The following is a 25,296-nucleotide window of genomic DNA, read 5'->3' as shown; positions in this document are numbered from 1 at the left end:
ATCAATTTTTAAATGGGTAACGGAATGATTATTTTACCTCTTTGTTTTTAAACTGGTATTTTTCTACGTTCTGCATGGCCGCCAGTTTGTTTTTGGGCAGGGTGGTATCGCCGTTTACCAGGTTGTTATGGCCATATACCCGGCGCATACCGCCCAGTTCTACCAGTTCTACTTCTTTGGTTTCTCCGGGTTCAAAACGTACCGCGGTGCTTGCAATGATGTTCAGCCGCATGCCAAAGGCTTTTTCACGGTCGAAGGACATGGCTTTATTAACCTCGAAAAAATGAAAATGAGAACCCACCTGGATAGGGCGGTCACCGGTATTGGTTACGTTGATCTTTACTGTTTTCCGGTCTTTGTTGGCAATAATGTCGCCTTTTTTTATAAAGTATTCTCCTGGAATCATGGGAGTGAATTTTAAGATTATCGAATAGGGTCGTGTACGGTTACCAGTTTGGTGCCATCCGGAAATGTGGCTTCGATCTGTATGTCGTGGATCATTTCAGGTATGCCTTCCATTACATCGCTGCGGGTAAGGAGCGTGGCTCCATACTGCATCAGTTCGGCAACCGTTTTTCCATCCCGGGCCGCTTCCAGCAGCTCGCTGCTGATATAGGCGATGGATTCGGGATAATTTAATTTCAAACCGCGGGCCTTTCTTTTTGCGGCTAATTCTCCGGCCACATGGAGCATTAGCTTTTCCGTTTCGCGAGGCGTTAAATGCATAATAAGGAATTTATGTAATTGTGATTGAAAATGCGATCAGGGCACCTGAACGGTAGCTGCACATGGTGGCAGACGGATACAGGGTGCGTGAAACCGGGCAGCGTTTACTGCCGGAAATACAGGAGCTAAAAGGACGCTTTTGGAACGGATACCCGGTATTGTTGGGCTTATCAGTATCAAAGTACAAGAGTGGATGCCCGGAGATACCGCTCAGGATACCGGGCATTCATAAGCAGACCTTTCAGACCCGCTCTTACACAAAGGGGATCAGAAGGGTGTGATGCAGCAGGTAGATCGGCAGTTTCCCGGTGATCAATGCGGAGCGATTGATCTGTTCTTTATCCGGCTGAACGATCTGTTGCTGAAGCCGGTAATCCGGGTAGGCCGTCCTTAAAAAAGTAAAAGAAAATGAGAGGTATTTGTCGATGGAAAAATTTTCTTCCGCTAAAAAAAGAAGAACATCGTCCTGGGGATTATTGGCCTTGCTGTAGCCAAGATCAATGGGATCTGTGGCGGCCAGGTGCCAGTTGTGCGTTTTTGTTAAATGAGGCTTGCCGGTCGCCGGGTGACCTGTTGCATGCCCTGCAATGATGAATGAAAAGACAATGATTAAAATCCGCGATAAACTTTTCATGTTGATTTTTGCAATTCAAAAGTACTGCCATCTGCTATTTAAAAATAGCACAAATCACGACAAAATTGTTACGTATCTCGTTTTTGCATTTTTATAGGAATTACTATGTGAAGCAGGATGCTTCACATAGCGCAGGACGCTTCACACAGCGCAGGATGCTTCACATAGCAGTGTTTAAAAGAAATAGCTGAAATGCAGCAGGACAGCGAATTTGGTACCGGGCGTAAAGGCAATACCATCTACAGGAGCTTCATTTTTTAAACGGGTAATGGTTTCAAACTGGGTTTCTTTCCATTTTACGTTGAAAAGATTGTTGATGGTTAGGCCGGTTTCATACTTTTTTCGGGTGTAGTTCAACACAAGATCGTTGACGAAATAGCCGGTTGCGGTAAGGGAATAGTCGGCATTTGCAGGCCGGTTTCCCAGCCACCGGTATCTCAGGCTTCCATTGATACCGTTTTTGAAGATCCCGGTAATACCGCCGGTACTGCTCCAAGCCGGCGCCAGGGGAATATAGCGTTGCCCGGCCGGATCATCCAAAGAACGTCCGTTTGCATAATTCAGATCGGCGTCCATATAAATGCTTTGCACCGGCTGATACCGCGCCGAAAGATCGAAGCCGATACGCCGGGTGCGCCCGCTAAATTCCACGGTACCGCCATCACCCCCGTAAACGAATTCTTTTTGTAAATAGCTGTACCAGGCTGCTGCATTTATTAGAAGATTTTTAGCTGGTTTAAATACCGTACCCAGGTCGGTGCCATAAGCCGCGGGAAGTGTTTCCGCACCCTGCTGCGCTACCACTACACGGGCGTCATTAGAGTGGAAGCCTTTGCCGGTAAATAAGTAAAACTGAAGATGAGGCGCTGCCTGGTAATAAAAATTCAGTTTAGGGCTGATGGTATAATTCCGTGCCCGGTATATGCCGGCTCCGTTAAAGGCGGAATCCTCTGCCAGTTTATTGTTGTACCGGTAATATAACTGATCAAACCGTAAACCGGCATTTAAGGTAAAACGGTTGTTAAAGTGAACGGTTTCATTTGCATAGATCCCTGCTGCTGTTTCACCGATATCGCCCAGTTTTACGGGATTCAACAGGGTATAGCGATCCATCGTATGCAGGAGTGCGGAGTTGTATGTTTGATCAAAGCGGAGATTCAGGCCGGCATCAGTAGTAAGCCGGGTATTTCCCCAGTATCCCTGGTGCAGATAGCTGCCGTTATAACCCACCAAGTTGCGTTTTTCGCGCTGCCGTATTTCATCTCCGTTCACACTGTCTTCCAGGAAAAACGTAAAATTGGTATGCAGGTCAAAGTCATAATAGGTGTAATAGACCTGGTTTTTTATAAGATCATGGTTTTTTAGCGTGGTGGTTAGCTGTGCGTTGATATTGGTTCTGGAAGTAATGCCGCCCTCTTTTGGGTCTAATGCTCCATAGAACCCGATCAGCCCGCTGTTTACGGCATTTTCAGGTATTTGACCGGAAGCATTCCAGGTACTGTACATAGAAGAAGCGGAAAACGAAAGCACATTGCGGCCGTTTAATTTTCTATTGTATTTGGTAAAAAAATTGGCCCGTTGAAAATACTGCGGATGGTCGAAATAGCTGTTGCTGTACCGGTATTCCCCGGCGGCGTACCAGGTTTGATCTTTTTGCTGTTGTTGTGGCCCCAACAGGTTTACAATGGCGAGGGTCCGGTAGGTATTGTACTGACCGGCTTCCAGCTTCACCAGGTTATCGATATGATCGGCCGTATGAAAATCCACAAACCCTGTAACGGCCAGATCCCCTTTTTCTGCATCATACATGCCTTTTTTATAGGTGGTGGAAGCGATGGTTTCGGGGATGATAAAATGACTGTCGGCATAGCCCTGGCCATGCGCATGGGATACCATATTCACCGGCAGCCCATCCATGCTGAGGCGGATATCTGTACCGTGATCGTTATCGAAGCCCCGTAAAAAAATCTGTTCTGCTTTGCCACCGCCCTGGTGTTGCCCAATGAACAGGCCGGGTACGATGCGCAATACTTCCTGAGAATTGGACACGCCGCGCAGACGGATATCGGTTTCACTGATGGCTTTATAGGGGTTGGTGGTATTACTGGTAATGACCACGTCGGCCAGCTGTACGGCCTGGGGCTGTAAAAAAATGGTTTGTCCGTTGCGGATGCTGCTTAAGGGGATGGCCCTGGGCTGAAAACCGAGTGCGGATATGTGTAGCGTGTCACTGCCGCCGGATACCCGGAAGCTGAATTTTCCACCGGCATCGGAAATATCGGAAAGCCCGGCGGGTTTCCGTACAATGGTGGCCCCGGCGATGGTATGGTGAGTGCTGCTGTCTTTAAGCGTACCCGTAATATTTTTCGACTGGGAATAACAAACCGATGTAACCAACAGGAGAGCGGTCAGGAGATATTGATACATGCGCCACATTTTGCGAATGCGAAAATAATCAGTAACCATAATCGTGAAAATAAAATGATTGCAGCAATAGTGCATTCATGCGGTAATGATGCGGAAAAGTGACAGGAAAAATGAAATTTGTAAACGGTGTTTCAGCAGCATGAAGCTTTTCCGGAGTATTCCAATTTAACTCCGGCCCGAAATAACAAATAACAAAAATCAAGACCCACAAACATAGGCTGTTTTAAAAAGGAAGAAGGCAGAACGTATCAACCACGCGGTCGCCTTCTTCCTGCTCCTCCCTTTATGTATGGCAACTGATACCGGACACGTTACATTTGCGGGGCATTCGTGAAGCCCGTTTTTCCTTAAGCAGGAACAACCTGGTCCGGTACAATGACCCTTCACGGGGCGGAGAATGTTTTTTGATCTTAAATCTGTTGGTTTTCTTAATATCAACGGGATGGAAGGAATGTTACCCCCGTATCTGTATTTTGAAAGGTGTTTTGGCCGATATATGTTATTGAGAGGTGACGTAATGTGCATTAAGAACGGCTCCGTTCAGAGCGGAAGACGGGACTCGAACCCGCTACCTACAGCTTGGGAAGCTGTCGCTCTACCACGTGAGCTACTTCCGCTTTACATACATATAAAGATACCGAAGTTCTCCATAAAAACATAACCGGGCTCATACTACATGAGCGTCCGGCTAAGTTCAAAATGATAGTTGCCGGATCCTTTTATTCCAGTTCCCGGATCCAGATGTTCCGGAAGCTTACCGGGTCGCCATGATCCTGAAGGATGATGGGCTCTTTCTCTTTATGGAAGGTGTTTTGGGGAATGCCGATATACTGGGTTGCACCCAGGATGGCAGCGTTATTTTGTACCAGCACACCATTGTGTATAACGGTGATCCTTCCCTGCGATTTCAGAGTGCTGTCTTTGTTAAAACGGGGTGCGGTAAAAATGATATCGTAGGTCTGCCATTCTCCGGGTTTGCGGCATGCATTAGCCAGCGGGATCAATTGTTTATAAATACTGCCGGCCTGGCCGTTGCTGTACGTGCGGTTTTTATAACCATCCAGTACCTGCAGCTCGTAATTGCTCATTAAGAAGATGCCACTGTTTCCTCTTCCCTGGCCGTCGCCTTTTACTTCTGCCGGGGAGCGCCATTCAATGTGCAGCTGACAATCACCAAAGCTTTGTTTGGTGCGTATGGCGCCGGAACCTTTTGCAACCGTCATGATTTTATTGTCCAGTTTCCAGCTTGCAGGTCCTTTTCCATCAGCCCGCTCCCAGCTTGAAAGACCGGATCCGTCAAATAATACAATGGCGTCGGATGGAGCATCTGCGCTTGTAGAACCGGGGGTTACGATCCTGGGCTCCGGATTCCATACTTCGGTGATCTTGGGATCGCCATTTTGCGCATACAGGGAATTGCCGGCATACAACACCGCAATCGCTACATAGAGTTGCTTTTTCATGTATAAGAAAAGTTGATTAAATAAGAAGCAACTTACACAATATCGATGAGAAGTAAAGCACCTGCCCGATTTTTTTTCAAAGGACCCGGTTGGTACGGTCAATGGAAGGTCCTGTCTGCATATATCCGGCAAATATCAGATCCTGGAAAAATTATAGAAGGCTTTAAAGGCCCGGTCACGGATCAGGGTGAGCGTTGCTCCGTGTTCCATAGCGGCGGTTTCACACCAGGCGATATATTGCTCCAGGTTCTTTTTGGGGCCGGAGGCTATAAGGGTGATCGTATGGAACTTATCGGTCTTCATGGTACCCGTAATATGCAGCGCTTCTGCTTTCAATTGAAGGGCGGCCGGCAAAATAGTGCCGATACTGTTGTTCCGGATGGTAACTTCCTTTGTGATCATTGGATGTATTTTGATGTTTTCAATATTTCTGCGGCCCGGGCCTTTGTGAAATAAAAATGCTGAATAACGGCGTCGTCTGCTGTGCAAGGGCGTACATTGGGAAGAGGCCTGATCAAAGATAGGCAAATAGGAGGCACAGATGCACAGATTTGAGTGCTTTTAACATCAAAAAGCAAAAAAAATGGCTTAAACGTTTATTTGGATAACTTATGAAACATTATTGCTACATGTTTTTATTGCAAGTGGTATGATAAGTTTGCAGGGATTACAAGCAATCCGGTCTTGAAAAGGTTTGCAAATTTCACAAATTGTGGATCGCAACGGAGTGCTGGGAATCAGCAGCGATAAAAAAGTGTTGATCGCAATTAAGGCGATAAATAGTGGCCACGGATGCGCAGATTTTGGGTGCTTAAGATCAAAGCTTTTATTTGAAGAGGGGATAAAAAATTACAAAGTACGGGGTCTCCAATGAATGACTGGAATTTAAGATGGTATATATGGTCACAGATGTTGGAGCTTTAAATATCGAAAACAAAAAAGAGCCTGAATGTTTTTTACTTTCTTAATCCCGAAGGGATGAAAGAATTCATAGCTTGTTCAAATAGGCGTTTGTTTAAAACTCCGAAGGAGTGACATCGATTATTCCCGTATTCGTCTGAATGTGCTAGCCCAGGATCTCGAACCACCGGTATTCGGTTGTTTCGGGAACATCGGTTACTGTTACGTTTTCCACTTTGGCACCGGCCGGGCCCTCCTTGCACCAGTTGATAAAACGCTGCAGGGGCTCCTCATCGCCGTATGCGTAAATGAGTACACTGCCATCCGGCTGGTTTTGCACCGAGCCCAGGATCCCCATTACATCTGCCTGTTGTTTTGCCGTTTTCCGGAAAAAGACGCCCTGCACGGCGCCGGTTACCACAATTTTTTTTGTGCTCATATACCGTTTTTAAATGGAGGAAAAAGAAATACGATCGACCAGTGTTTCCAGGTATTGCTGATCCACTATATCAAAATGATCATATAGCTCACTATCTACATCCAGCACGCCCAACACCTGGCCATTACGTATAATGGGAACAACGATTTCCGATTTTGAGAAGCTGCTGCAGGCGATATGGCCGGGGAATTGCTCCACGTCCGGAACAAGAATGGTAGCGGCCTGTTCCCAGGCAGCACCGCAAACACCACGTCCTTTCCGGATACGGGTACAGGCCACCGGCCCCTGAAATGGCCCCAGCACCAATTCATCATTTTTAACCAGGTAGAAGCCCACCCACCACCAGTGAAACTGTTCTTTCAACGCCGCTGCAATATTGGAAAGGTTGGCGATCAGGTCGGGTTCGTTTTCGATGAGGGCTCCGATCTGCGGAAGTAGTGCGCTGTATTGTTCTTCTTTTGATCCGGTATGTATGGTAAGATCTTCTGCCATAAATTATCGTTGGGATTTTAACTGTTCGTTAAATGCTTTTGAATCGCCTTTATTGATGGAAAGGCTTTGCCATTCATCGTTCCGGATATGCTTGCCGATAAAAACGATCTGCCCCACATGGTAGGAATAATGCGTCAGTTGACGATGGATGGCCTCTATTACGGTTAAGGGTTTGGTGCGGATGGTAATGGTGCGCTCAAGGTCTTCCGGTTTTAACGATTCCAATGCGTTAAGCAGACATTGCCATCCTTCCTCCCAAAGTGCCATTAGCTGTGTGCGGTCAAATGACTGCTCCTCAAATTCTTCGTCTCTTTTGCGCCAGTCCTTTTCGCCGTCTTCAGTAAGGAAATTGGTCCAGCGGCTGAGCATATTGCCGTGCATATGCGTGATATTTACCGCAAGATTATTGTTCGCCCCATCCGGCTGAAAATGAAAGTCGGCATCCTTTAATTGGGCAAATGTCTTTTCAGCAAGCGCTTTATAATCTTTAAATTGCTGAATGGCGCTTTGAATAAAAAGGGTTTCGTTCATTGTTTTGAGTTTTTAGTTATCAGTCATCAGTTATCAGTCATCAGTTATCAGTCATCAGTTATCAGTTTTTAGATTCAGAATATTGTATTGAAACCTGGAACACGCTAAAACCCCGCGGCTGAATCGTCGCCCCGGTGATCTGCCACGGCCTCCAGTTTTCCGCCTGGCTGTACTTTTATAACCTCTGTGCGGCCGATTTGTTTACGATCGTATAGCTGGTAACCCATTTTTTTTAATGCAGCGGCTGTGCTTTCCGGAAAACCGCTTTCGATATCGATGCGGTCGGGCAGCCACTGGTGATGAAACTTTGGTTTGTTTACAGCATCATCGGTGCTCATATTAAAATCGATGATATCTACGATCGTTTGAAATACCGAAGTAGGAATGGTGGTGCCGCCGGGTGTACCCACCACCAGGTAAGGTTGTCCGTTTTTTAATACCAGGGTAGGCGCCATTGAGCTCAGCATGCGTTTGCCGGGTGCAATGGCATTGGCTTTTCCGCCTACGGCACCAAACAGATTGGGTGAACCGGGCTTGGCACTAAAATCATCCATTTCATCGTTTAAAAGAAAACCGGCACCGCCTACAACGGTTCTGCTTCCATAGCCGTTGTTAAGCGTAGTTGTTACTGCTACGGCATTGCCTTCTTTATCAAGTACGCTCAGGTGGGTGGTTTCTTCACTTTCATAACCGGGAACAATGCCTCTTCCGGTTTGTTTGCTGTTGCCGGCCTTTTGCGGGTTATAATCCTTCATCCTGTTTTTGAGGTAGGCGTCGCTGGTAAGTGCTGCAACGGGCACCTGCACAAAATCGGCATCACCCATATAACGGGCACGGTCGGCATAAGCCCGGCGTTCGGCTTCCGTCATCAATTGTACGGCTGCCGGTGATGAAAAACCCATCGCACCAATATTGTAAGGCTCAATCATTTTCAGCATCTGGTTTAGCAACAGTCCGCCGCTGCTGGGCATGGGCATGCCTACAATATCATAGCCTCTATAGGTAAAGCTGAGCGGGGTGCGCAGCTTTGCCTGGTAGGCTTTGAGATCATCCAGCCCAATGATACCGCGGCCGCGTTGCATTTCTTCCACAATCAGGCGGGCCGTTTCTCCCTCATAAAACCCCCGTTGCCCGTTTTTCTGAATCCGTTTTAAGGTGGCCGCCAGTTCTTTCTGAACCAGGGTATCGCCCTTTTGCCAGGGATCTTTTTTTACAAAAGCCGTGGGCCGGGTGCAGAGGTTTTGAAAATCTTCCCTGCTTGCATTTAATCCATGCGCCTCCGCTGCGGTGATTGCAAAACCATGTTCTGCAAAATCAATCGCTGGCTGTATCAGTACTTCCATAGGCAGGCGGGCATACCGGTGGGCCGCATATAAACCGGCTACCGTTCCCGGCACGCCAGCCGAAAGATGACCGTTTAAACTTTTTTCGGCAACCGCATCGCCTTTATCATCCAGGTACATATCACGGTGCGCTTTGGCAGGCGCCATCTCCCGGTAATCCAGTGCTATTTTTTCATTATTGGCTAATCGTGCTACCATAAACCCACCGCCGCCGATATTGCCGGCACCCGGGTAAACAACGGCCAATGCCCATTGGGTGGCAATGGCAGCATCTACGGCGTTGCCGCCTTTTTTCAACATTTCCAACCCTGCAAGGCTGGCCAGCGGGTGTGCCGATACAACGGCTCCATTGGCGGTATTACTGCTTTTGGTAATGGTATAATGATAGGCATCGATACCGGAGGCAGGGACAGGCTGCTTGCCGGCTTTTTGGGCGGCCGTGCAGACAGCGGACAAGATCAGGGTTCCTGTAACAAGGAGGTGACGCATGAATATAAAATTTAGCGAAAGGTAAAAAAACTTTCTGGTTTACGTGGGTAGCTTTCAGCTTTTAGTAATCAGCTTTCAGTGATCAGCTTTCAGTGATCAGTTTTCAGTGATCAGTTGATTACGTTTGGGATCGGCGATCTGGCATCTGATGTTGAATGGGGCTAAGGTTAAATCTTGAACCAGAAATGGTAGGGGATTTGAAAATTTGAGAATGTGAGAATGTGAAAATGTGAAAATGAAACCCCGGTTATATTTGAAGATCTTTTCTCCGATGCTGAACAAGTCTTTAGCCTTTATCATTCAGCAACCATAGGCGCGAATTGTTTTCTCTGCCTGAAAAATTTCGAGTCTCCCCGGTCTACATGTTCCACAAAAAGACAACGGTTAATAGGCTTTCAGCCATCAGTTTTTAGTTGATCATTAAGAGCCAACCAGATTTATCAACCATGAGGGGATTTGAAGATTTGAAAATTTAGGAATGTGAAAATGGGATTGTCCGTCAAGTCTAAAACGGATCTAACCCGCCACGGCGTGCGTGCACTTGGAATAGTGAACTTAAACAAAATAATATCAGGTAGGCTGAAGGCTAAAAGCTACAGGCTGAAAGCGTAACTCTCGCGTCTCCATTGTATATTCGTAAGATGAAGCGTATTGTGTATTCTTTATTTTTAGTGTGTTTTTGCGGAGTGGCGTTTGCCCAGGGGCCGCGGAGCTGGTCGGGCAGTGAGATCCTGCAGGGGATCCGGAAGCTGAACGTGCTGGGTTCTGTGCTTTACCTGGCAGCTCACCCGGATGATGAAAATACCCGGCTGATCACCTACCTGGCGAATGAGAAATTTTACCGTACCGGCTACCTGTCACTTACCCGCGGAGATGGCGGTCAGAACCTGATCGGGGAAGAGCAGGGGATCGAGCTGGGATTGATCCGGACGCAGGAACTGCTGGCGGCACGGCGGATCGATGGAGGCGAGCAGTTTTTTACACGTGCCTTTGACTTTGGATTTTCAAAAAACCCGGAGGAAACCTTTACCCTGTGGAACCGCGGGCTGGTGCTGAGCGATGTGGTATGGGTGATCCGCAAATTTCAGCCGGATGTGATCATTACCCGGTTTCCTACTACCGGGGAAGGGGGGCATGGTCATCATACGGCGTCTGCCATTCTTGCCAATGAAGCGTTTAAGATTGCGGCCGATCCCCGGCAATATCCAGAGCAATTGAAATATGTAAAGCCCTGGCAGGCCCGCCGGATTTTATGGAATACGTTTAATTTCGGTGGTACCAATACCACGGACCCTTCTCAGTTTAAAATTGATGCTGGCGGATATAATGCGCCGTTGGGAAAAAGTTATGGGGAAATAGCAGCACTTAGCAGAAGTCAGCATAAGAGCCAGGGATTTGGTTCGGCCGGCACCCGGGGCGAGAGCTGGGAGTATTTTAAAACAACAGGAGGCTCCGCACCGGGAAAAGACCTGATGGACGGGGTTGATCTGAGCTGGAACCGGATCGGCCCGGAAGGAAAAAAGATCGCGGATGCAGTAAAAAAAATAGAGGAAGGTTTCTCCGTTTTGAATCCGGGAGCATCGGTGAAGCCATTGATCGCATTGTATCAGCAGCTGGAGCAATTACCAGGCTCTTACTGGAAGGATAAAAAGAAGGAAGAAGTACAGGAACTCATCCGCCAGTGCTGTGGCTTGTTTGTAAGAGCCACCAGCAATGTGCAGATGGTATTTCCGGGAGAAACGATCAAACTGAACGCCAATATCATTAACCGTTCGGATGCGCGGGTGTTGCTGAAAAGTGTAAAAATTGGCAACAGCACCTTAACCCTGGATCAGTTACTGGAAAAAAACCGGAATGTAAACCAGGCAGTGACTGTGGCCATTGCCGATACCGCAGCATTTACACAACCGTACTGGTTGCGCGAGCCAATGGAGCCTGCCAACTATACCGTACAAAATCAGCTGCAGATAGGGATTCCGGATGCCATTCCGGCGTACAGGGCCGAAATCAGCGTTACGGTAGAAGATGTTCCGTTTACCATTACCGAACCGGTATTATACAATTTTGCAGACCCGGTAAAAGGAGAATTGTACGAACCGCTGATCGTTGCTCCAAAAGTTGCGGTACAGTTGTCGCCCAAACTGGTGTTATTTCAAAAAGGAACAACGGAGACCCGATCTTTAAAATTACAGCCGGTCATCAATAAGCCACTTCAGGGGCGTTTGGGCTTCGGCCTGGCAGGATTGCCGGAAGCCGCCGGTGCCGCAGCGGTAGCAGATACGGGTGCAGGCGTGCAGATACCATTGAGTAACCGGCAACTGACACAGCCCGTAACCGCCATATACGGAATGGTTTGGGATCAAACAGCACCGGGGAAAAAATATACGGAGGCATTGAAGTCGATTCACTATGATCATATTCCTTATATTAATTATTTCTTTACCGATTCTGTAAAGTTGCTCAATATCGATCTTAAAACGGCCGGGAAAAAGATCGGGTATATACCCGGCGCAGGAGATAAAGTACCGGATGTGCTTACTGCCATGGGTTACCAGGTGGTGTTGCTGGACCGGAACCGGCTGATGACAACCGATCTTTCGCAATTTGACGCCATTATAACAGGAGTGCGGGCCTATAATATTCACGAATGGCTGAACGATGCCTATGATCAGTTAATGACCTATGTGCGCAACGGGGGAAACCTGGTCGTGCAATACAATACTAATAATAATATTGGCCCGGTAAAAGCAAAGATCGGTCCTTATGATTTTTCCATTTCACGGAACCGGATCACCGATGAGCGGGCTGCAGTGCGTTTTATCGATGCTTCGATGCCCGTACTACGCTATCCGAATAAAATTACGGCAGACGATTTTGTGGGATGGGTGCAGGAACGCAGTACGTATCATGGCTCCGGGTGGGATGCGCATCTGAAGCCGGTATTTGCTATGCACGATCCGGGCGAACAGGATGATTCCGGTGCCTTGCTGACCGGTAAATACGGAAAAGGATATTTTACCTATTGCGGGCTTGCCTTCTTCCGGCAACTGCCGGCGGCCGTTCCGGGTGCGATCCGTTTATTTGCAAATATTATTGCGCTAAATTCGCAGACTTCAACAACGGGAAATGACAGATAAGAAAAAGGAAATTATGGGGATGCGCCGGGGTGAAATGGCGTTTTTGGTGGCCATTGTGATCGGTCTGCTGGTGGGTACCCTTATTAAAAAAATAAGACTGGGGCTGATGCTGGGGCTGATCATCGGGCTGGGAATCGTATTTATGAACAGCCTGCGGTCGAAGCGGTGAGGGGGAATAGGTAATAGTCAATGGTTAATAGTCAATAGTGAGGTGGTAATGGGGAATGGGAATTGATGGGGATACGGATAAGGGATCTTTAATGCACATAAATGCAGCAAAATAAGCATATACAGGATGAAGAAAAGGCGCCCCTGCTGGGTTCCTGGACAAGATGGTATGTTCTTGTAATGGTGGTGCTTTTGCTGCTGATCGCCTGCTTTTACTGGATAACAAAAAATTATTCATGAAGTCGCTGGACTGGGTTGTACTCATTATAACATTAGCGGTCATTATCCTTTACGGGGTATATAAAAGCCGTACCACGCGCGATCTCGACGGGTATTTTCTTTCTAACCGCAGCATGCCCTGGTACCTGATCCTGTTGAGTATTATGGGTACCCAGGCAAGTGCGATCACTTTCCTTGCGGCACCGGGACAAGCGTATACCGATGGAATGCGCTTTGTTCAGTATTATTTCGGGTTGCCGCTGGCCGCTATCGTCATTTGTATTTCCTTTGTTCCGGTGTTTAGCCGCCTTAAAGTATTTACAGCATACGAATACCTGGAGCAACGCTTTGATCTGAAAACGCGTACCCTGACTTCATTCCTGTTCCTGTTGCAACGGGGGCTGTCTACCGGTATCAGCATCTATGCACCTTCCATTATCCTGTCGATATTGCTGGGCTGGAATATCTATCTTACCAATCTTTTTATGGGCGGGTTGCTGATCATTTATACCGTTACCGGTGGTGCCCGTGCGGTGGCCTATACCCAAACCTTCCAGTTCCTGATCATCATCGGCGCTATGATCACCGCAGGTTATTTTATTGTAAAAGACCTGCCGCCCGGTATTGGTTTTAGTGATGCGCTGCTGGTTGGGGGAAAACTGGGAAAGATGAATGTGATCACCACCGGGTTTAAAGACGGCCGGTTCGACTGGGGCGATCGTTACAATATTTTCAGTGGAATGATCGGGGGCTTTTTTTTGCTATTATCCTATTTCGGCACCGATCAGTCGCAGGTAGGCCGTTACCTGACCGCCCGTAACCTTACCGAAAGCCGCCTGGGTTTGCTGATGAACGGCATTGTGAAAGTACCTATGCAGTTTTTTATTTTATTGATCGGTGTGCTGGTGTTTGCCTTTTATCAGTTTAATAAAGCACCGGCATTTTTTAACGAACTGGAGTTGAAACGGCTGGAACAATCGGTTTACAGCGATTCGCTGCATCATCTAAAACAGGAGCTGCAATCCATTCAACAGCGAAAGGAAACGGCGCTGGCACTCTATCCGAGCCAACAGGAAACGGCATTTCAGCAATTGCGTGGGCTTCAAAAGGAAACCGATGCCGTGCGAACGCAGATCAAGGGGCTGGTGAAGAAGAACGGGGGAGCGGATAATGATACGAACTATATTTTCCTGCATTTTGTGGTAGATTATTTGCCGGCCGGGCTGGTGGGACTGATCATTGCCATTATTTTTCTGGCCAGCTGGGGAAGCATTGCAGCGGCCCTGAATTCCCTTGCATCCAGTACCGTGATCGACTTTCATAAACGGTTTTCGATAAAAAAAGACCCGGAAGAAAAAGAGTACCGGATCTCGAAAAACTATACGCTTTTGTGGGGACTCTTCTGTATTGCAGTGGCCATGTTTGTTTCCAACTGGGGTAATAGCCTGATTGAAGTAGTAAATGTACTGGGCTCACTGTTCTACGGAACGATCCTGGGCATTTTCCTGGTAGCGTTCTACTCGAAACAAATCAGGGGAAACGCGGTGTTCTGGGCGGCATTGGTTGCCGAACTGATTGTAGTAGTGTTGTTTTTCCTGAATGAATATAAGGTGATATCCCTGGGATTTTTATGGTTGAATGCAATCGGGGCACTGCTGGTATGGGGGATCAGTTCCCTGCTGCAGCTACTGGCATCACAACGGACAACCCGTATTTGACGCAGGAGAACGGTAGTAATATTCAAATTCGAAGTGTATTTAAAATAAAGTCGCAACGCTGTTGGACGGTACCGGTTGGTACTTCCGCCACGTTGTAATGATACCGGGTATAGGTTGCTTTCAGTTGTTCGTAGGTTAGTACGGCTTCTTCCCAGTTTTGTTTGCGCTCGGTATCGGTGGTGTAAATTTCTTTCCATGGAGGCAATATAAATACGGTTGGATTGTACCGGTGCGTCCATGCCATTTCATTCATGTATGCAGAAATCCCTATCCCGGTGAGGGTCGCATAACACAAGGTATCCGGTATGCCGCGGTCGAAGAAATAATAGCTGTCCAGCTCGTTTTGTGCTTGTTGTATAACCTCCTGATAGCTTTCTACAGACCGCTCCAGCATCAGACCGGAATAAAGTGCCCGGTCTTTCCAGGGCAGCGCTGTTCCTGCAATAGCCATCTGTTCCCTGATGATTTGCCGGGCCACTTCCGGAACTACATGAAAATGCGGGCCTTCCAGTTCCGTCAGCAACGTGGTTTTCCCGGATCCGGGTCCACCGGTAAGTATATAGAAGCGGTTGAAGATCATTTATTGTATTTGCTGAGTTGTTTAAATGAAAGATCTAGTACATCAAAGGTGCCGGTAGTATAGGTATAATGCCACCACTCCGAATCGAGGGACTTAAAGCCATGCTGCTGCATAATGCTTTTTAATTGCTCCCGGTTTCGGAGTACCTGCGGTGGTAAGGCTGTAAAGCTATGATGTGCCGTGTCGGTAAAATTGTCGAACCCGGTACCCATCGGTAATTCCCGTCCTGTTTTCAGATCGATTAATGTAAGATCTACTGCCGTTCCACGGTTATGGTTGCTTCCTTTCGCAGGATTGGCTACATACCGTTCATCTTTTACCAGTTCCCAGAATTTTTCAGAAACCTTAAAGGGCCGGTAGGCATCGAATATTTTAAGTCCCAGTCCTTCCCGGTTCAGTTCTTTTTGAATGGCCGCCAGCGCTTCGGCAGCCGGTTCTCGCATAAAGGTAGTGGTGGTATTTCGCGGGTACATTTGCCGGTGCATAAAATTATTGGTGGTTGCATACTGGAGATCGTAAGCCAGACCCGGTACACGGCTTTTTAATTCCACCAGGCGGTTATCCGGGTTTTTACGGATCGCATCCCGGTAATCTTCTCCGGATCGCAGGATAGGGAAGGAATAGGATTGGGCAGCGCAGGTCAAAGCTGCCCAGCATACGATAAGAAAAAAGGCGCGTTTATAAAAAGAAAGGTGTTGCTGCTTCATACCTGGAAAAATATTACAAGTTCATAAAATGGCAAATAGTTTTTTTATTTTAGGTTTTATTGATATTTTTGTTATGTACTACATAAGGGCATGTGTTTGTTTGGGTCGGCTATTTTTAAACTGTTAACGACCGGATATGAAAAGAAGAAGGCTTTATCTGCATTTGATTGTTTTTAATGTTATACTGCTGTTGACATTGGGAGATGGAATGGCACAGCAGGTGTTTCCGTTATACCGGGATATACCGAATGCGATCAGAACCGATGGGATCATTGAAAAACGGGATACGACCGCTACCGGCCGGATCCTGATAAGATCGGTTACGGTGCCAACGATAACCGCCTACCTGCCCGCAAAAGAAAAAGCCAGTGGTGCAGCCGTGGTGATTTGCCCGGGTGGCGGCTATGCTTACCTGGTGATGAACGAGGAAGGAAGTGATGTGGCGGAAGCGTTTGCAAAAAACGGTGTTGCAGCTTTTGTTTTGAAGTACCGGTTACCGGATGACCGGATAATGATCCATAAAACCATTGGGCCATTGCAGGATGCCCAGCAGGCTATAAAAACGGTAAGGGAGCGGGCTGCGGAATGGAATATCGATCCGGCCCGCATAGGCATCATCGGTTTCTCTGCCGGTGGGCATCTTGCAGCTACAGCGTCTACGCATTTTAACGATCCTGTAATTGACAACCCACAGAACACGAGTTTGCGCCCGGGCTTTTCAATATTGGTGTACCCGGTTATCAGCTTTACAGAGCCGCTCGTACATAAAGGATCGAGGCGTGCCTTACTGGGAAAAGATACAGCCGTGGTGGCAAAAACGGATCAATATTCTAATGAAAAACAGGTAACAGCGGATACACCTCCGGCTTTTTTGTTGCACAGCTCAGATGATAAAGTAGTACCTGTTTCCAATAGTATTGCGTATTACCAGGCCCTGCTGGCTGCGGGGATAAAAGCCGAAATGCATATCTACTTTGCCGGTGGCCACGGGTATGGACTCCGTAACAAAACTAATAAAGATCATTGGTTCGAAAGATGTTTGAACTGGATGCAGGCGAATGGCTGGATAAAGTAGCGTGTTTCTAAAACCTGTTTTTAAGTACGGCAATACACCTGGATGTTTCCGATGTTGCGTTAAAAGGAAACACCGCATACCAGCCCTCATCCAGCGGTACAAAACTGCCATTACCCCTGAGATATTTTGCATGCTCCCTGTTTTTAAATGCGTTCAGCGGCTTGCCGATCACCGCGTTGCCATGAAGTGTAAACCGTTTGTCGTTGGTAAAAATGCATTTCACCCGGTTCGTCTTTTGGGTATCAATGGCTACTGTATACTGCACAGAATCAACAACCAGCTGAGCGCCTGGGTAAGCATTGTTCCCGTACGTTTTGCTCATAGTAGTTGATGTTTAAAAATAGTTGATATAAAGTTAGGCAACCTGGATGAAAACTGGGGCTTTTAAACCGGCAGTGGCACTAAAAAACCGGTGCCTTATCTTTGGTAAAAATTGAGCATTGGGAAAAACGGTCTATATCATCGGGGGGGGGGCTTCGGGATTTTTTTGTGCGGTTAATGCGGCGCGTATGAATCCGCAGCTAAAAGTAATCATTCTTGAAAAAAGCAATAAGCTGCTGTCAAAGGTAAAGATCAGCGGCGGCGGGCGTTGTAATGTAACGCATGCCTGTTATGATATTGCAGAAATGATCCGGCGTTATCCCCGGGGTGGGCATTTTGTAAAAAAATTATTTCACCAGTTCTTTACCAGCGATACCATCGCGTGGTTTAAAGAACGGGGAGTGGCATTGAAAACGGAAGCCGACGGGCGTATGTTTCCGGTATCGGATTCCTCGCAAACCATCATCGACTGTTTATTGGAAGAAGCCGGCAAACATGGCGTGGAGATCCGCATGCAATGCGGTGTAACGGCTTTGGAACAAACGGCTGCAGGTTTTACTATTCACACAACGCGGGGGGAAGCCTTGCATGGTGATGCTGTATGTGTGGCCTGCGGCGGATTTCCTAAGGCTGCACAGTTTCAATGGTTGCTGGACCTGGGACATTCGATAGCGGGACCCGTACCTTCTTTATTTACCTTTAACAGCCCCCGTCATCCCATTACGGCATTGATGGGCGTGAGCGTAACCGACGCAAAGGTTGCGGTTACCGGCACAAAGTTGCTGCAGCGCGGGCCATTGCTGATCACCCATTGGGGCATCAGCGGCCCGGTTGTATTGCGGTTAAGCGCCTGGGGTGCACGGGAACTGGCGGCGTTGGACTGGAACTTCCGGGCCATTGTAAATTGGCTTCCGGAAATACCTGAACCATTATTGCGGGAGTATATGGCACAATGGCGATCGGAAAAAGCTGCACAGAAAGTGTGGGGTAAAAATCAACTGGGATTGCCAAACCGGCTTTGGGAATTTCTGCTGGAGCAGTCGGGTATTGATACTCAGAAACGCTGGGCCGATCTTCCGTCAAAAAATCAAAACCTGCTCATTAAACACATCAATACCTTTGAATTGCCGGTTGCCGGCAAAACAACCTATAAGGAAGAATTTGTTACAGCCGGCGGTATTACGTTGTCTGAGCTGGACCCTCAGACCATGATGAGTAAAAAAGTACCGGGATTGTTTTTTACGGGTGAAGTGATCGATGTGGATGGCATTACAGGCGGCTACAATTTTCAAAATGCCTGGAGCTCTGGTTTTGTGGCTGCCCGGTCCATTGTACAAGGCTATCGTTAACTGCTGATTTTTTTGGCATAATCTGTAGGCGTCATCCCAAATTGTTTATGAAAGTTTCTTCCAAACTGTGTGAGGGAATTATAACCCACTGTTTCTGCAATTTCATTCATATGGTGGTGGCCCTGGCTGATCAGCAAGGCGGCTTTTTTAAGTCTTGTCAGGTTGATCATTTCGTTAGGTGAGAGATCAGAAATGGATTTTATTTTCCGGTAAAGGGTAGGGCGGCTCATGTTCAGCCGTTGTGCCAGGAATTCTACATCCAGGAGTGTGTCAGATAAATGCGCCTCGATGAGTTGTTGCAGTTTTTCCAGGAACTGCTCATCCATCTTTGTATGCGCCATGGTTTTTATATGTGTCAGCGGCGACTGGGCAAAATAATCTTTTAGCTTCATCCGGTTGCTGAGTAAACTGGCCACCTGTGCATTCAGGTGTTCCGGAGAGAAAGGCTTTTCGATGTAGGCATCGGCGCCGGCATCCAGTCCTTCAATTTTTGATTGCAGCGTATTTTTGGCAGTTAATAAAATAATGGGAATATGGCTCAGCTCAAAGTGAGATTTTACATAATCACAAAACTCCAGCCCATCCATTCCGGGCATCATAATATCACTGATGATGAGATGTACTATATGGGCATTCAGCTGTTCCAGTGCATCCTGTCCATTAGTGGCTGTAAGAACCGTATATTTTTCTTCCAGGTCATCTTTCAGAAAATCAAGGATTTCCTCATTGTCATCTACCAATAAAAGGGTAAATGTATTGGAAGGTTGATTATGATACTCTGTATGGTTCAAGTTTTTAATGTTGAATTTGTTGCCCGCAGATCTGCGCCGATGTCTTCCGCAGATGAACGCAGAACGCCATTAGTTAAGACCTGCGTTGCATTTTGAGCCGCGAAGATCAACGGGAAGATAAGATCATTTAACGATGCCGTAAAAAAACAAGTCGTTTTTGTTTACTTTTCTGAAGTCGCTAAGACCTGTTTTTCGCAGATCTTCGCTGATTTGTGTCGCAGATGAACCCAGAAGACAGCCGGCCTGGATCTGTGCTGTATTTGGTTTGCGAAGATCAGCGGGAAATCATTCCTTTTTCATCCCGCCTTATTTCCGGAGCACCGCTTCTTCATATACTTTGCTGATCATTTTCCCGTTTTTAAATGTTGCAGATTTAATCAACACCGGGGCTTTTACTTTAAACGGACCCGTATATAATGTAGATTGGACCGTGGGTTCATTGCCATCCGTGCTGTAACGGATCTCCGGCTGATAACTATTGGTCTTAAAACTGATTTCCGCCGTATTGGTAACACTGTCGAGGACCGTGGTCTGCCATACATTGTAGGCACTTTTTGCATAATTCAGGTTCCGGAGATCATAGCGCTGATATTGGGTCTCCATCCGCCGGGCAAAATCGGTCCATTGTTTCCGGTCCTTTGACGTCCATCCGGTTTCTGCAATGGCTGCGGCACGGGGAAAGGCCATATATTCCACTTTTTCGGGGGTATGAATAAACTCGCTCCATACATTTCCCTGTACACCCTTTATAAAACCGGCCTCTTCTGCAGTCAACTCCTGGGGACAGGGTTCAAATCCATATACCTTTTCCAGGGTATTGATCGCGTGATCAAAAATGGCATTGGGTTCCAGCGAGGGTTTCCCCTGGTAATAGTCGAGGTAATAATAATCATAGGGAGCCATAACTACATTATGATGTTGTTTTGCTGCTTCAATACCGCCTTTGATCCCTCTCCAGCTCATTACCCACGCATTGGGGGCCAGTCCGCCTTCGAGGATCTCATCCCAACCGATATAGTTCCTTTTTTGGGCAGTAAATATTTTTTCAACCCGTTTCACAAAATAACTTTGTAATTCGTGCTCATTCTTGAGGCCCTCTTTGTGAATCCGTTCCTGGCATTTGGGACAAGTTTTCCAACGGTCTTTAGGCGCTTCATCGCCCCCCATATGAATAACGGCACCTGGAAAAATAGCGGCCACTTCTTTGATGACGTCTTCAATAAATGCAAATGTTTTTTCATTACCGGCGCAAAAAATTTCCTTTTGTATGCCCCAGCGCGTAAGGGTTTTGAAGGGGCCTCCGGTACAGGATAATTCCGGGTAGGCCACCAGTGCAGCGGATGCATGGCCGGGCATTTCAATTTCCGGTACAATCGTTACATAGCGCTCAGCAGCATATGCCACCAGTTCTTTGGCTTGTTCCTGGGTATAATAGCCACCGGTAGGTGTACCATTTAACCGTCCCTGTGAAAATTCTGTCGTGGTTCTCCAGGCACCGATATCTGTAAGCTTCGGGTATTTTTTTATTTCAAGCCGCCAGCCATGGTCCTCCGTAAGATGCCAGTGAAATACATTCATTTTGTGCATGGCCATATAATCGATCAGCTTTTTTAAAAAGTTCATCGAATAGTAATAGCGGCCGCAATCCAGCATCAACCCCCTCCATTCAAAACGGGGCTGGTCGGTAATGCTCACTGCAGGAATGCTGACCGGGCGTTTGGCCAGCTCCTTTTGATCTGTGGGTAACAATTGCAACAGCGTTTGTATTCCGTAAAAAGCACCGTTGGGTTCGGATGCGCGCAATACAATCGATTGGGTATTTACAGTCAGTTGATAGTCTTCTTTGCCCGGCACATCGGCTTGGGGGGCCAGGTTAATAAACAGGGTATTGGGAGCGGAACCATTCTTTTCCGTTACAGGAACCAGAAGCCCGGTTTGATCCTTAATCGCCTGAGACAATACTTCGCCTAATTTCCGCGCGGCTGTGTTTCCCAAAGGAACAGCAATCTTTGTTGTTGCGCTTAACCGGAAAGCACCTGGTTGTGACTTTACAAATGCAGGCCTTGGTATAATGGCCGGTTCATTTTTTGATTGAGCGATGGCGGAGCCAGACAGTATAAAAAAGAAAAGTAATGCTAATAAATTACTTACCCGGCGGTTGCCGGGAGCTACAAAGGCAAGTCGTTGTTTCATATATGTGAATCGTTCAAATGGATAATAAGCGGTAAATTTAATTAAAGTGCAGGTAAAATCTTATTCTAAATTGATTTTATAGTACCCTGGGTTTTATATAAAGGGATTAGACCTTATCAGATTTCCGGAGGAAACGTCTCCAGGTGGCCTGGAAAGATCAGTTCAAAACAAACCCGTTTTTCATCATTTACCAGGCGGATGCTTCCCTGGTGCAGCTCGGTAAGCGAACTGGCCAGGTAAAGCCCGATACCGGTTCCTGTAATGGATGCTGCAGGTTTTGATCGAAAGAACAATTCAAAGATCCTTTGCTGGTCGGCAAAGGGAATGGGATCTCCATCATTGCAGATGGTAATTTTGAAATGTTTATCCGGACCAGGGCCGGTTAATTCCGTAACTACCTGCTTCTTTCCATATTTCAGGGCATTATTAAGCAGGTTGCTGATAATTTTTGTAAAGGCATCCTGGTCTACAAATGCATCAAATGTGCCGGGAGGAAGCATGATGCGGAAATCGATGTTCTTATTTTCAGCAGTTGGTTGAAAACTATTCCAGATATCGGTCAGCAGCTGCGGAATATTCGTTTTTGTAAAATTCAGTGACAGTTGTTTTTCCTCAATCTTCCGGAAGTCGAGGAGCTGGTTGGTTAGCTCCAGCAGCCGCTCCGTATTTTTATGCATACTGTTGAGGTATTTTTCTGTTTGAGGTGTTTTTGTGATTTGCCCGGAGATCTTTTCCAGCGGCGCTTTAATCAGCGTAAGCGGCGTGCGTATTTCATGAGCCACCTTTGTGAAGAAATCGATTTTTGATTCTACCAGCTCTTTTTCTTTTTGCATGGCATAGAGCTGCATTCTTCTTTTTTGGCGGTTCGCCAGGTTTTCCCGGTATGTTTTTATAATCAGGTACCCCGTGGTAATCAGGAGCAGGCAATAGACCAGGTAGGCCAGGGGTGTTTTCCAGAGTGGTGGCAGTACCGTGATGCGAAGTTCCCGTTCATTATTTTGCCAACGTCCGCTATTGTTGGTGGAGCGCACTTTAAACACATATTCACCATGCGGCAGGTTGGTAAAGTAAACGCTCCGGTTGGTTTTTATATAATTCCAGTCTTTATCCAGTCCCTCCAGTTTGTATGCATACTCTACATTATCAGGAGCCGTAAAATTGATAGCGGCAAAATCGATATTAAAGGTAGATTGGGTATGCGTAAGTGTTATATGACGGGTAATGAGCAAGGACTGGGATAAAGCGCCTTGCTGCTGAGAAATGGTCAGGGGTACATTAAATACCGAAAAATTGGTAATGTAAACCGGTGGGGTATAATTGTCAGGCACCAGCTCAGAAGGGTTGAAGCTGATCATCCCCTTTACGCTGCCGTAGTAAATGTGGCCGTCCGGTGCCTTAAATGCAGAGGAATAATTGAACTGGTCTCCCAGCAGTCCGCTTGTTTTGGTAAACGTGCGCAGCACGCGGTTGTGTTGATCCAGTAACACGAGCCCTTTTGATGTGGTGATCCAGTGCCGGTGCAGGTCATCTTCAATAATGGTATAAACAAGATTGCTGGGCAACCCGGTGGCTGTTGTATAAATCGTTACTTTTTGCGAAGCAGGATTGATCATATACAATCCGTCTTCTGTTGCAATCCATAAATCTTTGCCGGAAGATTCATGAATGAAAGTGATCCGGTTTTCCGACAGCCGGTCTTTGTGCTGTTGTAGTACCTGCAACCGTCCAAAAATATTTTTCCGGGGATTATAATAATGCAGTCCGTCCTGGAAGGTACCGGCCCAGATGGTGCCATCCGTTGTTTCCAGGATACTGGAATAGAATCCGCCTCGGGGAAAATAGCTGGGTGAAATGAAGTTATTGTTGCTACTGTTATAAATATAAATTCCGTTGGAAGTACCCACCCAAACCCGGTTATCGGATGTTTTATAAAGACTATGAATAAAATTACTGCGCAGGTCATTGGGACCTGGTCCTGCGGTAAAATGACGGACCACCGATTCTGTGCGCAGGTCCATCAGGTCCAGGCCGTGTTCAAAGGTACCGATCCATAGCTGCCGGCCATCGTGCAACAACCCGTGAATATTGGTGTGTGCAATTCCGGAGCTACCGCCGGTAGGTTTAAAGTTTTTAAATGTACCGGTTTTCAGATCCAGTTTGTTCAATCCTGCATCTTCTGTACCGATCCATAGATGCCCCATGCTGTCGGAGGTGATCTCGCGTACGGCGTTCCCACCGATAGTACCGGGACCACTTCCGGGAAAATATTTTTCAAAAACCGGATTTTCCCTGGGATAATAATTGATCCCTCCAAAATAGGTACCGATCCAGATACCACCTTCGCGGTCTTTGCAAAAAGAATAAACGGCGTTATCAGTAAGCGCATAAGGGCTTTGATAATTTTTTTTCAGGTTGGTAAATTGATTGCTTTGCGTGTTATAAATATAAATGCCGCTTTCCGTTGCGATCCAGTATTCTCCTTCTTTTGACCGTACAAAATCCCGTGCATAGATTTCCGTATTATCCGTATTATAGGTGAGCAGGTCCTCGTAGGTTTCCCTGGCCGGATCAAATTTTTTAATGCCCTGTGTTGCGGTGCCGATGAGGAAATATCCTTCTCCTGTATCATAGATCCGCTCTAACCAGGTAGACACTGCAGGGCGTGAGTGGTCAAAGACCGAACGGAACCGGAAGCGGCCGGTTGCCGGGTCATAGCGCCCTATCATTCCGGATAGCGTGCCTACCCAAAGCTGGTTGTTGTTCGAGATCGTAAGTGTGGTGCATTGGTTCAATCCTTCCTCCGTGTGTAGCCGGGCTTCACGACTGTTGCGAGGGAACTGGTAAAGCTTAAAATTGATCACAAACCAGAGGTTGCCCTGCTGGTCTTCAGCGATGCCCCGTACCAGTTGTTTTGGTGTGTTGGGCAGATGCGTGAAGGTTTCATGCTCCGGGTTGTAAGTATAAATGCCGTGTTCGGTGCCTACCCAAAGCGTGCCGTCATTTCCCGCGTGCAGCTGCCATACTGAATTATTTCCCAGGCTGGTACTGTCGCCGGCTATATTGCGGAAAACCTTAAAACTATAGCCATCAAACCGGTTGAGGCCATCCTTGGTGCCGATCCAGATAAATCCCTTCCTGTCCTGGATGACGCAGGTAGCTGTATTATTAGATAAGCCCCGTTCTACCTGGAAATGTTCAAAATAATAATGCTGCGCCCTGAGTGAAAAGGCCATTCCCAGGAACAACAACAGGATGCAAATAATACGGGTGTACAACCGGAACTGATTTTTTTCAAACGTACATAAAATTTCGTAGTCTTCAGCTGTCAGCTATTAGTTATCAGCCATCAGTTTTCAGCCATCAGTTATCAGTTTTCAGTTATCAGTCGATTATGCCTGGGATCGGCGATCTGGCATCAAATATGAACGGGATCTGACTTAAGCGTTGAACCGCTGACAGTATTGGAATTTAAAAATTTGAAGATGTGAAAATTTGGACCAAAAGCAAAAACCAAATTTCAAAAAATAAGGTCCTATTTCATTGCACGTATTCTGTGTTTCCCCAGCCTCCCAGTCTCCCTGTTGAATTGAAAAT

The 25,296-nt window shown here is 47.0% G+C and carries 21 protein-coding genes, 1 tRNA gene and 1 pseudogene; 6 read left to right on the top strand and 17 right to left on the bottom strand.

Annotated elements, in window-relative coordinates:
- Positions 1 to 106 precede the first annotated feature (106 nt).
- The 11 genes and pseudogenes from ureB to ggt form a co-directional block, all read right to left on the bottom strand.
- Positions 107 to 406 (bottom strand): annotated as a pseudogene (ureB, locus tag Q1V85_RS19080) (urease subunit beta); the annotation flags it as partial.
- A 17-nt stretch (positions 407 to 423) separates the two neighbouring features.
- Positions 424 to 726 (bottom strand): urease subunit gamma, encoded by a 303-nt coding sequence (gene ureA / locus Q1V85_RS19075; RefSeq protein WP_090391253.1) that lies wholly within the window; start codon positions 724 to 726, stop codon positions 424 to 426.
- Positions 727 to 979: 253 nt separating this feature from the next.
- The gene (locus Q1V85_RS19070) at positions 980 to 1,360 is read right to left on the bottom strand and encodes a hypothetical protein (RefSeq protein ID WP_300602160.1); all 381 of its coding nucleotides are present in this window, start codon (positions 1,358 to 1,360) and stop codon (positions 980 to 982) included.
- A 174-nt stretch (positions 1,361 to 1,534) separates the two neighbouring features.
- The gene (locus tag Q1V85_RS19065) at positions 1,535 to 3,787 is read right to left on the bottom strand and encodes a TonB-dependent receptor (RefSeq protein ID WP_300602159.1); all 2,253 of its coding nucleotides are present in this window, start codon (positions 3,785 to 3,787) and stop codon (positions 1,535 to 1,537) included.
- Between the two features lie 544 nt (positions 3,788 to 4,331).
- A tRNA-Gly gene (locus Q1V85_RS19060) sits at positions 4,332 to 4,404 on the bottom strand.
- A 102-nt stretch (positions 4,405 to 4,506) separates the two neighbouring features.
- Entirely contained in the window at positions 4,507 to 5,250 is a 744-nt protein-coding gene (locus Q1V85_RS19055) for a DUF1080 domain-containing protein (RefSeq protein ID WP_300602158.1), read from the bottom strand.
- Positions 5,251 to 5,385: 135 nt separating this feature from the next.
- Complete coding sequence (locus Q1V85_RS19050) at positions 5,386 to 5,652, bottom strand: hypothetical protein (protein WP_300602157.1); 267 nt, start codon at positions 5,650 to 5,652, stop codon at positions 5,386 to 5,388.
- Positions 5,653 to 6,316: 664 nt separating this feature from the next.
- Positions 6,317 to 6,589: an acylphosphatase gene (locus tag Q1V85_RS19045; RefSeq protein ID WP_300602156.1), complete on the bottom strand. Its 273-nt coding sequence runs from the start codon at positions 6,587 to 6,589 to the stop codon at positions 6,317 to 6,319.
- A 9-nt stretch (positions 6,590 to 6,598) separates the two neighbouring features.
- Entirely contained in the window at positions 6,599 to 7,081 is a 483-nt protein-coding gene (locus Q1V85_RS19040; protein WP_300602155.1) for a GAF domain-containing protein, read from the bottom strand.
- Positions 7,082 to 7,084: 3 nt separating this feature from the next.
- Positions 7,085 to 7,612 (bottom strand): DUF1572 family protein, encoded by a 528-nt coding sequence (locus tag Q1V85_RS19035; RefSeq protein WP_300602154.1) that lies wholly within the window; start codon positions 7,610 to 7,612, stop codon positions 7,085 to 7,087.
- A gap of 104 nt (positions 7,613 to 7,716) precedes the next feature.
- Positions 7,717 to 9,444, bottom strand: coding sequence for a gamma-glutamyltransferase (gene ggt, locus Q1V85_RS19030; RefSeq protein ID WP_300602153.1), 1,728 nt, complete (start codon positions 9,442 to 9,444; stop codon positions 7,717 to 7,719).
- Positions 9,445 to 10,085: 641 nt separating this feature from the next.
- Between ggt and Q1V85_RS19025 the strand changes: the two genes are divergently transcribed.
- The 4 genes from Q1V85_RS19025 to Q1V85_RS19010 all read left to right on the top strand — a co-directional run bounded on the left by Q1V85_RS19025 (position 10,086) and on the right by Q1V85_RS19010 (position 14,686).
- On the top strand, positions 10,086 to 12,581 hold the full coding sequence (locus Q1V85_RS19025) for a PIG-L family deacetylase (protein ID WP_300602152.1): 2,496 nt from the start codon (positions 10,086 to 10,088) through the stop codon (positions 12,579 to 12,581).
- The gene (locus Q1V85_RS19020) at positions 12,571 to 12,750 is read left to right on the top strand and encodes a hypothetical protein (protein ID WP_300602151.1); all 180 of its coding nucleotides are present in this window, start codon (positions 12,571 to 12,573) and stop codon (positions 12,748 to 12,750) included. The genes Q1V85_RS19025 and Q1V85_RS19020 overlap by 11 nt, the downstream gene beginning before the upstream one ends.
- A 101-nt stretch (positions 12,751 to 12,851) precedes the next feature.
- Positions 12,852 to 12,989 carry a hypothetical protein gene (locus Q1V85_RS19015; protein WP_300602150.1) on the top strand — a complete coding sequence of 46 codons (138 nt, stop codon included), beginning with the start codon at positions 12,852 to 12,854 and terminating at the stop codon, positions 12,987 to 12,989.
- Positions 12,986 to 14,686 (top strand): sodium:solute symporter, encoded by a 1,701-nt coding sequence (locus Q1V85_RS19010; protein WP_300602149.1) that lies wholly within the window; start codon positions 12,986 to 12,988, stop codon positions 14,684 to 14,686. The genes Q1V85_RS19015 and Q1V85_RS19010 overlap by 4 nt, the downstream gene beginning before the upstream one ends.
- 22 nt (positions 14,687 to 14,708) lie before the next feature.
- On the opposite strand, the gene Q1V85_RS19005 is transcribed toward Q1V85_RS19010, so the two are convergent.
- Both Q1V85_RS19005 and Q1V85_RS19000 read right to left on the bottom strand, forming a co-directional pair.
- Complete coding sequence (locus Q1V85_RS19005; RefSeq protein WP_300602148.1) at positions 14,709 to 15,266, bottom strand: AAA family ATPase; 558 nt, start codon at positions 15,264 to 15,266, stop codon at positions 14,709 to 14,711.
- A complete protein-coding gene (locus tag Q1V85_RS19000) occupies positions 15,263 to 15,973 on the bottom strand; it encodes a M15 family metallopeptidase (RefSeq protein ID WP_300602147.1) in 711 nt (236 codons plus the stop codon). Before Q1V85_RS19000 ends, Q1V85_RS19005 begins: the two co-directional genes overlap by 4 nt.
- 136 nt (positions 15,974 to 16,109) lie before the next feature.
- On the opposite strand from Q1V85_RS19000, the gene Q1V85_RS18995 reads away from it, so the two are divergent.
- The gene (locus Q1V85_RS18995; protein WP_300602146.1) at positions 16,110 to 17,048 is read left to right on the top strand and encodes an alpha/beta hydrolase; all 939 of its coding nucleotides are present in this window, start codon (positions 16,110 to 16,112) and stop codon (positions 17,046 to 17,048) included.
- Between the two features lie 7 nt (positions 17,049 to 17,055).
- Here Q1V85_RS18995 and Q1V85_RS18990 read toward each other — a convergent pair whose 3' ends face one another.
- Positions 17,056 to 17,370 (bottom strand): hypothetical protein, encoded by a 315-nt coding sequence (locus tag Q1V85_RS18990; RefSeq protein ID WP_300602145.1) that lies wholly within the window; start codon positions 17,368 to 17,370, stop codon positions 17,056 to 17,058.
- 118 nt (positions 17,371 to 17,488) lie between these two features.
- Between Q1V85_RS18990 and Q1V85_RS18985 the strand changes: the two genes are divergently transcribed.
- On the top strand, positions 17,489 to 18,718 hold the full coding sequence (locus Q1V85_RS18985) for an NAD(P)/FAD-dependent oxidoreductase (RefSeq protein ID WP_300602144.1): 1,230 nt from the start codon (positions 17,489 to 17,491) through the stop codon (positions 18,716 to 18,718).
- Here the strand turns inward: Q1V85_RS18985 and Q1V85_RS18980 are convergent.
- The 3 genes from Q1V85_RS18980 to Q1V85_RS18970 form a co-directional block, all read right to left on the bottom strand.
- Positions 18,715 to 19,509, bottom strand: a complete 795-nt coding sequence (locus Q1V85_RS18980) for a response regulator (protein WP_300602143.1) — start codon at positions 19,507 to 19,509, stop codon at positions 18,715 to 18,717. The two genes, Q1V85_RS18985 and Q1V85_RS18980, sit on opposite strands and share 4 nt — an antisense overlap.
- Positions 19,510 to 19,815: 306 nt before the next feature.
- The gene (locus Q1V85_RS18975) at positions 19,816 to 21,702 is read right to left on the bottom strand and encodes a family 20 glycosylhydrolase (protein WP_300602142.1); all 1,887 of its coding nucleotides are present in this window, start codon (positions 21,700 to 21,702) and stop codon (positions 19,816 to 19,818) included.
- A gap of 116 nt (positions 21,703 to 21,818) precedes the next feature.
- A complete protein-coding gene (locus Q1V85_RS18970; RefSeq protein ID WP_300602141.1) occupies positions 21,819 to 24,977 on the bottom strand; it encodes a two-component regulator propeller domain-containing protein in 3,159 nt (1,052 codons plus the stop codon).
- Between the last annotated feature and the right edge of the window lie 319 nt (positions 24,978 to 25,296).

Origin of the sequence: Niabella sp. (assembly GCF_030150205.1) — a bacterium.
Classification (GTDB): domain Bacteria; phylum Bacteroidota; class Bacteroidia; order Chitinophagales; family Chitinophagaceae; genus Niabella.
Note: the sequence above shows the minus strand (reverse complement) of the source record. Positions and strands in the feature narration are given on the sequence as shown.